The organism is Legionella sp. 39-23 (assembly GCF_001897665.1).
Classification (GTDB): Bacteria; Pseudomonadota; Gammaproteobacteria; order Legionellales; family Legionellaceae; genus Legionella; species Legionella steelei.
Genome location: NZ_MKTO01000005.1, coordinates 20584 through 31138, shown reverse-complemented (window position 1 = coordinate 31138; position 10555 = coordinate 20584). Strand labels below are relative to the sequence as shown.

The following is a 10555-nucleotide window of genomic DNA, read 5'->3' as shown; positions in this document are numbered from 1 at the left end:
TAAAGCTTGGTTAAATTGGTCCACTTGGTACATGGTGTACCACATCATGTGTCCCAATTCCATGGAAAGCCCAAGAATCAAAGCAAAATCACCAATGCTCATCAGTCCCTTGCCATACAAGTGAATTAAGGTAATCGAGGCCAAACCTATCATTACCGCAATCATTCCACCCTGTGCGCAGCATAACAAAACAATAAACAGCTCTTTTCTTTGAAAAGCCCGTTGTACCAAGCTAAAAAACGTGTTCATACGTTCCACTTCGTAGATTTTGCGTGAAAAAATACGAATATTGGATTGATTCGCCAGGCTATCGACTAATTGCCCAGAAAGCTGCGATTCGGAATTTGCATGGTCATCGGACAATTGAACCAATCGTGCCGACATCCAAATACTAAATGAGGCAAAGGCAATGAACCAAAGAAATAAAATATAAAAAAACAGGACATTAACAAAATAGGCTGTAATAAATGAAACCACTAATAATGAAGCACCACGAAGAAAGTCGATAGACACGCGATGCAAAATAATCTCAAGATTATCAGCAAGAGTAGTAATTTGTGTGGCAATTCTCCCCGATAGATTATCCTGAAAAAATTGCGTACTACTTCCCAACACATACTCAAACATTTGGCTAATGATTTGGTTTTTAAGCACTGCTTCGTATTTATAGTTCAAGTACCCGATTGTTCGCCAGGTGATATTGTCAAAAACAATAAAGTTCACTACCAGTAATCCAGCGATCCAATACAAAGAGGAGAAGTCCGTACTTGTTTTTGCTGCCAAGGTATTAATAAAGGATTTAATCAATAAACTATTAAACGGTCCCCAAAATCCAGCCATTAAAGCAAGCAGGATAAATAAAAAAACCATGCGTCGATACGGTTTTAAAAAATGCCACATAAAAGAGCCTATGTGGTTAGGCAAACGATTAGTCATGATGAACACCCTCTGATTGTTCCTCATTGAAATGATGTATCTTCCCTTGATGAACGTGATACTTAGTTTCAATGTGAATGGAATCTAAAAAATCATAATCGTGAGAAATAACCAGTATTGCACCTGAAAATTCACGTAATACTTGAATGATATGATCGCGTGTTTCCAGATCTACATTGTTGGTTACCTCATCTAAAATAATTAGCTTAGGCGGATTGGCAGCAATTAAGGCTAAAGAAAGCCTTGCCTTTTCACCACCAGAAAGATCTTTGACCTTTATTTCTACCTCGATGTTTTTGCGAAATAAAAAGTCATTCAAATGGACACGAAGTTCAGCATGAGAAGCATGGGGCATCTGACTTTTCATCAAATCCAGAACTGTTTCGTCACAATTCAGATGTTGATAATGCTGATCGAGATACCCAACTGTATTGCGCTCTGGAAGAGTCCACTCACCTGTTCTCTTAATGTGACTATCCTCCAAGATCGCTTTGACAAAGGTGGACTTCCCTGATGCGTTGTCCCCATACAATGCCACCCGTTCGCAGCCATTCAAGTGAAAATGAATCTCTTCAAGAATCACATCGAAAGCCTCGTAGGCAATAGAAGCGTCTTGAATACTGATTAGGGGCTTATGGTGGTCAAGACCGTTTAATTTAAATTTGGGCTTAATCGTTTCCGGAAGGTTTAAAGATGAAAGCTCTTCAAGCACCTGTTGTTTTTTATGATTAATCTGACTTAATCGTTTATTTCCTGTTGTCATTGCATTGGCAAGCTTTGTATGAGACCGAATCGTTGGCCATTTACGCTGCGCTATCTTTTTTTCACCCTGAACACGAGAACGTTTATTCCGTTCTTGTTCTCTCATTAGAGCAAGATGTGATTCTTTCTTCTCCCGTGAAATCCGTGATAATTCCTGTTCAATCGATGCTTTCTTGTCTTCAAGCATTTGCTGATAATCACAATAAGCCCCTCTAAATACAGCGAGCTTACCTAAATCAATATGCCATAGAGTATCTGCGACTGTATTGATGAGCTCCGTATCATGAGAAGCAATGACCAACGTCCCCGGATAATGCAGGAGCATACGCATTAAAGAACGGCGATTGCGTCTGTCCAGATGATTTGTGGGTTCATCCAACAACAACACATTCGGATCTTCAGACAATATCTTGGTTAATGCTTGGTTTAATCGTTGACCACCACTTAAATCAGGACATTCTTCAATCACTTGGGGTAAATAACCAATACGAACATCCTGTGGCATTTTAATTTCGCCAGCAGAGGCTGAACAAAGACCAGCAAATCTCTTAAGTAAGGTTGATTTTCCTGAGCCATTTCGGCCAATCAGTGCAATACGCTCACCAAAGTGAATTTCACCACTGAAGTCTTGAAAACAGATTTTATGCGGGTAGATAAGACCTAGGTCTTTAAATTGAATCGGTTTATGATGCATGATTTACTCTTAAGCATATCTTTTAGGACAATAAAAATAGAAAATCAAAAATGATTTACTCTCTCTGCCCTGTAGAAGGGCGTACTTAAGATGTAATTTTCATGGCGTTATAAACCTACTTTTGATGGTTTTTTATATCACTTGATATTTTAATGCAAAATAGTTGCTGATGTCAATTTTTATTTCACTCTCTTTGGGCTCGCGAAACCATCTTTTTTATAAGAATTTCTTAGGCTTCAAATAGGCCTAGTGTAATGAAATGAACTCCTTATTTATTCCAATCCGTAAACTGGGATATTATCCCGTCTGTAAGGAGAGGAGTCCATTTCATTACACTAGGCCTATTTGAGGAAAAAGCGAAGGATTGGATGGCACAACAATCGAAAAAACTTTCATCCAAGGTTAACATACATTTTAATTATGGCGGCAAAGGTAGTGTGGTTACAATTTTTGCTTCTTTAGAGGAAGCAGAATGGTTGATGTCACATCTTAATGGTGAGTCACTAAAAAAAGAATGACTGAACACAATTTATTCGATAGAATGATCATAATTTAACCGCTCCAGGAAAAAGTGTTCGGTTGACTGTTGTTTCAAACCAAATTAAGGAAAATGGTAATGAGTAACATTCTAAACATTAAAAATCAATTTCACCTCTCAATACACAACCTTAATGCCTTATGTACAGGATTGTTACACCTCAATCCAATACATAAAAAAAGTACGGGTAATTAATTCAATAATTACGGGATTTTCCGTCACTTTGTTTCTCTTAAGGTAAGTCCGAAACTCATGTGACACCGTTTAGCATTAAAAAGTGGATGCCCACTCGTTGTAAGGAAGAACCATGACGTATCAAAAATTGGAACTTGAGTTAGCTTTAGACCTTCATCCGTCAGAAAACATGGAGCAGGACAACCCCAATCAAAAAACAAAAAAAGATAAAGAACGTTTTGAGAAGATTGTAATTACTCAAAATAAAATACAAAAAATCAAAGAAGAATTGAATCAATTGATTCAGGCGATGAATCACAATCCAAGCTTATTATCGCGTGCTGCCAGTTTCTGGAATGAAATCCCCTTATGGCAAAAAATTACTGCAGGTGTCGTGCTCACCGTACCAGTGTTGATGATTGGACTCATGGCAAATCTTGCAGCCCTTATTACGCTCAGTATTGTTACTGGAATTGTTTATACGGTAAGCCATATCCTTCTTGAAAATCATCAGAGTCAAAATGCAGACAATATCGAAGGTTTAAAGGCAGGAATCTCAAGTCTTGCTGATCTGCTGGACTCGGTTATTTCAACTCTAGATCTCTTACGCGAACAGCTGGCAATTGAAATTGATGCATTCCAGAAAGAAAATACGCGCCTAACCGCTAATATTGATCAATTTTGTGAGCAAATTAAAACATTAAAGTCACAAATTAATGAGCTTACGGATACCGAAAAAGCACTGCGTGCCACTCAGATTGAACTTGAACTTACTAGCAAAAGGCTCAAAGACTCAAACGATGCGCAGTCTCAAGCTTTAGAAAATACTCAAAGACAATTAGAACAGGTTGCTCAGGCGTATAAAGAAAATCAAAATCAGTTATCTGATAAAATAAAAGAACTGGATAACGTGAAAGAAAAAATGGGAATAGAAGTTGAACAGGCGCGGGCTGTTGGACTGGTATTAAGTGGAACAGTTGAAACATTTTCTAATATGGTTATTCAAGACAAAGAACAACGAGCTGCTTTTCAAAAAAGATTAGAGGAATTTCTAACCAATAAAGAGAAAAGCTTTGTTGAGGTGGCAGACCGAATTTGTGATGCCGAACGCAAACTGTCAATAGTTACCAAACAATTAGAAGAAAGTAATCAGCGGTATCGCAAACTTTTAGACCGACAGGAACAACAGATTATTCGCCTGGAACAAATTGATGTGTATCAATCTGAAGAGACACAGGAATCGTTTGATGGTGTTAAGCCAAGCATCAAAGGGTTTTATGCAATAAAAAAAGAGGCTCCTTTTTTAGCTGTTTCTACCCATGGGGCACAGATGACCGTTGTGATATAAAAAGGCAATATATTCCTTTAGGACTTATGGGTCGTAAGACTTTAAGCTGGGTATTGATGCGCCACAATTTAGGTAGGGTAACGACAGAGATGACTCATTTGGCTGCGATTAATATTTTGTTTGAAAATAATAAGTTTTGATGATTTGAAAAAGAATATCGTTTAAATGACCTATAACTCTCTCAATCAAAATATTAGATTGATGGGGTTTTGATTGAGCCAGAATCGTGCTAATTGCATCGTCGTGCTGTACCTCTTTGGCCAGTATTAGTAATAAATGTTCAGGTTGTGTGTAAAGGAACTCATAAATTAACCCCTGAAGATTTTCTTGAGTCACTATTCTCGTGGATAAAAAAATTAAGCACTCACGTTCGAGTGTATTCAATAAAATAGTCACGTTTTTTGAACTCCACAAATAGAAATCTTTTCAAAACACTCTCATGAAAGAAAATAGCTTTTGTAACAAAAATGGATGCCCATCTTATTCAATTCTAGGATAATCTTGCATCAGAAACATGAATTAACTGAGAAAAAATGGGTTTTTTTATTTGTTCCATGGGCCTTTATCTCTAAAATGATCTTTCTAGCATAAACATCCTAATTCAATCAATAGTGTCTCATTCGTGTGGCTGCTATTCATGAAAAAAATCAAAACTGGTTTTATACTCATGGATAAGGGTAATGACTGACTTGATAAAATGAGTGCAACTTTTATTCCCATCGGTATGATTACTTTAGGTATTCTACTTCTTTCAAAAGGAGGGTATCTAATTCATGGCCTTCTTCGTGAAACAAATGGATATCGTTACCACTGGATTGCCTAATTGACTCTTATTGGTCTGTTCATATTGAGCTATTTAAGCTGCATTCTTTACGGTGTTTTTATTGATCCCCACTGTCTTAATTATTTTTATGCCTCTGTATTTTTATTGGGCGGACTTTATGTTTATTTATCGTGTCAGTTAATGGAAAAAACGATTAAAAAAACAGAAATGATTAATGATTGATGACTTAACGTTGCGTTTTGCAACATTGGAACATCGAAGCAAACATGATGGACTCACTGGTTGTAACACAAGGGAGCATCTTCTTGATGTGCTCAATACTTACTTCCAGAATATACAAACAGGTGGTGGAATGTGTGTCATCATGTTCATTGATATGGATAACTTTAAATTGGTGAATGATAACTTTGGTCATGATGTCGGTGATAAGGTGTTGCAAAATTTTATCACATTATTAAAACAACGGCTTCGAAAAAACGACTTGATTGCGCGTTATGGTGGTGATGAATTTATTGCAGTGATGAACCATATTTCTTTGGAGGAGGCTTCTCATATAGCACGAGATATCGTGCAACTTGCATCAAAGTCTTATGATGCCAATGAGTTTAACGTTGGATGCTCGGTAGGTATCTCCATACTAAATCGTGATTCTGTATCAGTCATTGAGATCATCAAACAGGCTGATATAGCCTGTTATGCTGCAAAACAAAACATCACATACGATTCGGTTTGCATTTACAATGGTTCATAAGCAAGTGGAGCATCCAATTAATTTACGCTCATAAACCGAATCCGTTATTTCTATTAATTTGTTCTCCTTGTTGCTTTTTGTTGTGTCATAGGCTCGGCTCGTCGTTTTTTATTTTCTATCTTAGCGTTGACAAAATACCCCTTATGGGTATATACCTATAGGGGTATACAGGAGAAAATACATGTCAAAACACCCAGAGCATCACCACGAATTATCCCGACTTAATCGAGTTACAGGTCAGCTTGAAGGCATTAAGCGGATGATTGAGGAGAAACGCTATTGCGTGGATATTCTGTCGCAACTACGCGCTGTTCGTAATGCGGTAAAAACCATTGAGCTTGGCGTGCTTGAGCGCCACGTGTTGAATTGCCTTAATGAAGCGGCCTGCCATGGCAATCAGGAATCTCGCCAGGAAAAAATGGATGAGATTATGGCCTTGCTTAAAAAATACGATTGAGGTGCATGATGAGTACAAATAAACACGGTTCTCAGCACCATAAAGAAGCACACAGTTGCTGCAATCATCAGCATTCACAAACATCTGCGCCTACTGTGACGACATCAAAAAACGCCCTGTATACTTGCCCCATGCATCCCCAAATCCGTCAAGATAAACCAGGAACCTGTCCCATTTGCGGCATGGCGCTTGAGCCTGAGCAGGTGAGTTTAGCTGAGCAAAAAAATCCTGAATATGAGGATATGTTTAGGCGTTTTATACTGTCCTCTATCCTCAGCATCCCGGTTGTTCTCTTAGCGATGGATGAGTATTGGATGGTCGCACCTACTCGAATGTCCTTATCCTTGTGGCTTCAAGCAGCACTGACCACTTTGGTGGTTTTAGGTTGTGGCAGGCCTTTCTTTGTTCGTGGTTGGCAATCGCTTTTGTCCCGTCACTTGAACATGTTTACCCTGATTGCTTTGGGAACAGGCGTTGCCTGGGGCTATAGTTTAGCGGTAGTTATTTTCCCCCAATTGCCACCCCTACATATGCAGAAAAGCAGCATGATGCCGGTGTATTTTGAAGCAGCAGCAGTCATTACGACCTTGGTGCTTTTAGGGCAAGTATTGGAATTAAAAGCACGCGAGCGCACAGGGGATGCCATTCGCGCATTGCTTCATTTAAATCCAACCCTTGCTCACCGATTGAATAATGAAGAGCAAGAAGAGGACATCACACTTGATGAAGTAGCGGTAGAGGATAGGTTGCTTGTGCGCCCCGGTGAAAAAATTCCGGTTGATGGGGAGGTAATTCGCGGGCAAAGTGATGTCGATGAGTCCATGTTAACCGGTGAGCCTATGCCTGTCGCCAAAGAAGTTGGCAATCAAGTCATTGGCGGGACGCTCAATCAACATGGCAGTCTCATTATAAAAGCCGCTCATGTGGGTAAAGACACCATACTTGCCCGCATTATCACACAAGTCAGTGAAGCACAGCGTAGCCAAGCGCCTATTCAGCGTTTGGCCGATGCTGTATCGGCTTGGTTTGTGCCAATCGTTTTAGGGATTGCGATACTTTCGTTTCTCGTCTGGTTTTTAATAGGCCCTGCGCCTTCCTTAAGCTATGGCTTAATCGCTGCCATCTCCGTACTGATTATTGCCTGTCCTTGTGCTTTAGGACTTGCAACGCCTATGTCAATCATGGTTGGGATAGGTGAGGGCGCACGACGTGGTATCTTAATTAAAAATGCAGCATCACTAGAGCAATTACGCAAAATCAACACGTTGGTGGTGGATAAAACAGGAACACTGACTCAAGGCCATCCGGCATTGACCCAAATTATCCCCAGTGGTCACTGGCAAGAAGCGGAACTTTTGGTTCTTGCCGCCTCCCTTGAGCGGCATAGCGAACACCCATTGGCTAGAGCGCTACGTGATGAAGCGCAAAGACGTCAGATGACACTGAAAGAGGCCACCGATTTTATTGCAGTCCGAGGAAAGGGGGCTCAAGCGCAAATCGATAGTGCGATGGTTGCCATTGGCAATGCGCACTGGTTGTCTGTTCCTGACAATGAAATTCCAATTGCTGCGTTAAAAGCACAAGAAGAAGGGGCTACTTTGATTTATTTAACGGTTGATAAACAATTGGCGGGTGTTTTTATTGTGACCGACCGTATTAAAGAGTCCAGCCAACTTGCAGTTGCTTCTCTTATGAAAAAGGGTATTCACGTCATCATGCTCACGGGTGATAATGCTATGACTGCAAACGCGGTGGCCCAACGCGTAGGTGTTACAGAGGTGATTGCAGAAGTATTGCCCGATGAAAAAAGCAAAGTGATTTCCGAACTGCAACAAAAAGGACATGTGGTTGCCATGGTGGGAGATGGAGTTAATGATGCCATTGCGTTGGCAAAAGCCGACATTGGCATTGCGATGGGAACCGGTAGTGATGTGGCGATTGAAAGTGCTGGCATGACCTTATTATCAGGTGATTTAAGCAAGCTTTTAGAAGCCTACGAATTATCGGTCCATACGGTACAAAACATTCAACAAAACCTCTTTTTTGCCTTTTTTTATAATGCACTGGGTGTGCCGGTTGCAGCAGGCGTTCTTTATCCACTCACGGGCTTGTTGCTTAACCCGATGATAGCCGGTACGGCCATGGCACTCAGTTCAGTGTCAGTGATTGTCAATGCGTTGCGTTTGCGTCATAAACTGACATGATAGAAAAAGCAATGAAGGACTTAGGTAATTTTAGGGGCAGAGTATACATGATGAATAAAAAATGGCGCTTGAACTATTTTGTAATTTCATAATAGCTCGAAAGTCCATCTTAGTGCATGCTAAAAACCCTCCTTGAATTTAAAAAACAGGCAGCAATTAAATAAGGACAAGGGGCAGGCATCAGCTGATTCGTGATGGCTCTTGTGATAAGGACAGGGGATGTCAAGCCTTAAATTTCTTTAAGCTTAACTTAAATAGGTTGTTTGCTGTATTTATTGAAAAATTTTAAAGGTTGCAGAATAAATAACCCTAATTCTCTTATTCAAGGATATATATTTTGCCAGAATTAGCATCGATGCGTAATTTAATTTTTTTATCCTCTTTACCAAGGGCCTTTGCCTCATACTGACTGCCGTGCGCTTCAATTTTGAAAATAGTATGATAGTCCGCGTCTTCAATTCTCTGGGCCGCTTCAAGCATTGAGATGGGGTATTTCGTGGTTTTTAAATTGGTGTTGATAAAGTCCCCTGTATTGGGGTTCATTCGAAGAATAAGCTGAATCCCTTTCTCATCAAGGCTTCCACCTCATATAAACCATCATCAAATTCAACCTCTCTTATCGCGCTATAACCCCGAGTCTGCAGAATTTTCAAAATTTCAGACATAGGTAAGGTGTGTCTGGGAATTTCATCGGCCAGAATTGTTTGTGTGGCTAAAGAAAAAATAAGGCCGCCACAGATTGAAATAAAAACCTCTTTTTTCATATTGGCCTCCTGTGCGGTGTTGACGGGAATAAAATTTCATCAATTTAACTCCGTGTTTTATATTGAATGAATATAAAACGAAAGGAGTACAATTTACTTTTATTTCATCCATAATAATGATATTAAAAAATAACAGCAAGTGAGTTATTCTAAGGATGCGAATGATGAAAAAATCTAGTTTAGTAACCTCATATGTATTGATGCTCATTTCTTTAATGTTTTTGTTGGCTTCCTGCGCTTCTTCTATTAATAAAGAAGATTCAAAAAACAATCAACAGCCTAAGCGAGTATTTAGTGGGTATCACCCGCATGGTCATGGTCACGGACACTATTAAGCCAAATTAAATTAAAACAGTGACATTAAGATAACCGTTAGTGATATATATTAATGCATGGGTATGGTGTGAAAATATTTTTGATATAAAGACAAATAGAATCCATTTTTTTCAATATGTTTTAAGGCTTGATTGATTTGGTTCATTAGCATCTTAGAATCCATTTTGGCCATGATTCCATAACCGATGCCGACGGGGAAGGGTTTGCCTAATCCTTTAAACAAGGTGTTATTATTAGCTATCCAATAATCAGCCGAAAAATCATCCATCAGCAGGGCATCCACTTCCTGTTGATTTAAGGCAGTGATGAGTTGATTGGTTGAAGGATATTCTCTAACCCTATTGGTTTTAAATTTCTGAGTAATGAGTTGTTTGAAGAGAGAGCCTCTGATAATGCCTATTGATCTATTGTTGAGTTGTTCAAGAGATGTAATTGAGTCGTTTTTTATGGTCATAAAACGTGCTGCACTGGCCAGATAGGGAAGACTAAAGAGAAAGGTTTTCTGCCGTTCGTTGGTGATGGTAATTGCCGCTATGCCCAAGTCAATTTTACTCGCTTTTAATTCTGTAAACAGCTCGTCAAACAGCATGGATTTCAATTGACACTGAGCTTTAATTTGCTTGCAGAGCTCCGTTATGAGCTCAATGTCAAACCCAAAGAAATGATTTTTGTCGGCATTCATTGAAAACGGCGGGTCATACGCCACTATTCCAATAGTTAATGACTGAGCCTTCAGTTCGGCAGTCAAGATTATTAAAAAAACAAATAATAATCGTAGGTACATAGGATAAACAAGTTAATGGATTA

General features: G+C 39.3%; 13 protein-coding genes. 7 read left to right on the top strand and 6 right to left on the bottom strand.

Features of this window, described 5'->3' with window-relative positions; genetic code table 11:
- Both BGO44_RS02705 and BGO44_RS02700 read right to left on the bottom strand, forming a co-directional pair.
- Positions 1-936, bottom strand: a 936-nt coding sequence (locus BGO44_RS02705; RefSeq protein ID WP_286822651.1) for an ABC transporter transmembrane domain-containing protein, incomplete at its 3' end; no start/stop codon positions are given.
- Complete coding sequence (locus tag BGO44_RS02700) at positions 929-2392, bottom strand: ATP-binding cassette domain-containing protein (protein WP_058478602.1); 1464 nt, start codon at positions 2390-2392, stop codon at positions 929-931. The genes BGO44_RS02705 and BGO44_RS02700, both read right to left, overlap by 8 nt.
- A 368-nt stretch (positions 2393-2760) precedes the next feature.
- Here BGO44_RS02700 and BGO44_RS02695 point away from each other — a divergent pair, with 368 nt between their 5' ends.
- Positions 2761-2910, top strand: coding sequence for a hypothetical protein (locus BGO44_RS02695; RefSeq protein ID WP_230849080.1), 150 nt, complete (start codon positions 2761-2763; stop codon positions 2908-2910).
- 327 nt (positions 2911-3237) lie between these two features.
- Positions 3238-4452: a LegC2/C7 family Dot/Icm T4SS effector gene (locus tag BGO44_RS02690; RefSeq protein ID WP_078061484.1), complete on the top strand. Its 1215-nt coding sequence runs from the start codon at positions 3238-3240 to the stop codon at positions 4450-4452.
- 108 nt (positions 4453-4560) lie between these two features.
- On the opposite strand, the gene BGO44_RS02685 is transcribed toward BGO44_RS02690, so the two are convergent.
- Complete coding sequence (locus tag BGO44_RS02685) at positions 4561-4848, bottom strand: hypothetical protein (RefSeq protein ID WP_058478601.1); 288 nt, start codon at positions 4846-4848, stop codon at positions 4561-4563.
- Between the two features lie 301 nt (positions 4849-5149).
- Here BGO44_RS02685 and BGO44_RS18545 point away from each other — a divergent pair, with 301 nt between their 5' ends.
- From BGO44_RS18545 to BGO44_RS02670, 4 genes are all read left to right on the top strand, one after another.
- Positions 5150-5275: a hypothetical protein gene (locus BGO44_RS18545; RefSeq protein WP_330138487.1), complete on the top strand. Its 126-nt coding sequence runs from the start codon at positions 5150-5152 to the stop codon at positions 5273-5275.
- A gap of 175 nt (positions 5276-5450) precedes the next feature.
- Complete coding sequence (locus BGO44_RS02680; protein ID WP_310790476.1) at positions 5451-5987, top strand: GGDEF domain-containing protein; 537 nt, start codon at positions 5451-5453, stop codon at positions 5985-5987.
- A 181-nt stretch (positions 5988-6168) separates the two neighbouring features.
- On the top strand, positions 6169-6444 hold the full coding sequence (locus tag BGO44_RS02675) for a metal-sensitive transcriptional regulator (protein WP_058478600.1): 276 nt from the start codon (positions 6169-6171) through the stop codon (positions 6442-6444).
- A gap of 8 nt (positions 6445-6452) precedes the next feature.
- Entirely contained in the window at positions 6453-8648 is a 2196-nt protein-coding gene (locus BGO44_RS02670) for a copper-transporting P-type ATPase (RefSeq protein ID WP_058478599.1), read from the top strand.
- A 318-nt stretch (positions 8649-8966) separates the two neighbouring features.
- Here BGO44_RS02670 and BGO44_RS02665 read toward each other — a convergent pair whose 3' ends face one another.
- The gene (locus BGO44_RS02665; protein WP_230849078.1) at positions 8967-9191 is read right to left on the bottom strand and encodes a hypothetical protein; all 225 of its coding nucleotides are present in this window, start codon (positions 9189-9191) and stop codon (positions 8967-8969) included.
- Positions 9188-9412 (bottom strand): PepSY domain-containing protein, encoded by a 225-nt coding sequence (locus tag BGO44_RS02660; protein ID WP_230849077.1) that lies wholly within the window; start codon positions 9410-9412, stop codon positions 9188-9190. Before BGO44_RS02660 ends, BGO44_RS02665 begins: the two co-directional genes overlap by 4 nt.
- A gap of 161 nt (positions 9413-9573) precedes the next feature.
- Between BGO44_RS02660 and BGO44_RS02655 the strand changes: the two genes are divergently transcribed.
- Positions 9574-9747, top strand: coding sequence for a hypothetical protein (locus BGO44_RS02655; protein ID WP_155522664.1), 174 nt, complete (start codon positions 9574-9576; stop codon positions 9745-9747).
- A gap of 50 nt (positions 9748-9797) precedes the next feature.
- Here BGO44_RS02655 and BGO44_RS02650 read toward each other — a convergent pair whose 3' ends face one another.
- Positions 9798-10532 carry a transporter substrate-binding domain-containing protein gene (locus BGO44_RS02650; RefSeq protein ID WP_065235622.1) on the bottom strand — a complete coding sequence of 245 codons (735 nt, stop codon included), beginning with the start codon at positions 10530-10532 and terminating at the stop codon, positions 9798-9800.
- Positions 10533-10555 lie beyond the last annotated feature (23 nt).

What these genes read in the sequence shown, in the direction of transcription:
- BGO44_RS02700 (WP_058478602.1), bottom strand. Translation starts at nt 2,392, where the DNA reads ATGCATCATAAACCGATTCAATTTAAAGACCTAGGTCTTATCTACCCG.
- BGO44_RS02695 (WP_230849080.1), top strand. Translation starts at nt 2,761, where the DNA reads ATGGCACAACAATCGAAAAAACTTTCATCCAAGGTTAACATACATTTT.
- BGO44_RS02690 (WP_078061484.1), top strand. Translation starts at nt 3,238, where the DNA reads ATGACGTATCAAAAATTGGAACTTGAGTTAGCTTTAGACCTTCATCCG.
- BGO44_RS18545 (WP_330138487.1), top strand. Translation starts at nt 5,150, where the DNA reads ATGAGTGCAACTTTTATTCCCATCGGTATGATTACTTTAGGTATTCTA.
- BGO44_RS02680 (WP_310790476.1), top strand. Translation starts at nt 5,451, where the DNA reads ATGATTGATGACTTAACGTTGCGTTTTGCAACATTGGAACATCGAAGC.
- BGO44_RS02675 (WP_058478600.1), top strand. Translation starts at nt 6,169, where the DNA reads ATGTCAAAACACCCAGAGCATCACCACGAATTATCCCGACTTAATCGA.
- BGO44_RS02670 (WP_058478599.1), top strand. Translation starts at nt 6,453, where the DNA reads ATGAGTACAAATAAACACGGTTCTCAGCACCATAAAGAAGCACACAGT.
- BGO44_RS02665 (WP_230849078.1), bottom strand. Translation starts at nt 9,191, where the DNA reads ATGAACCCCAATACAGGGGACTTTATCAACACCAATTTAAAAACCACG.
- BGO44_RS02660 (WP_230849077.1), bottom strand. Translation starts at nt 9,412, where the DNA reads ATGAAAAAAGAGGTTTTTATTTCAATCTGTGGCGGCCTTATTTTTTCT.
- BGO44_RS02655 (WP_155522664.1), top strand. Translation starts at nt 9,574, where the DNA reads ATGATGAAAAAATCTAGTTTAGTAACCTCATATGTATTGATGCTCATT.
- BGO44_RS02650 (WP_065235622.1), bottom strand. Translation starts at nt 10,532, where the DNA reads ATGTACCTACGATTATTATTTGTTTTTTTAATAATCTTGACTGCCGAA.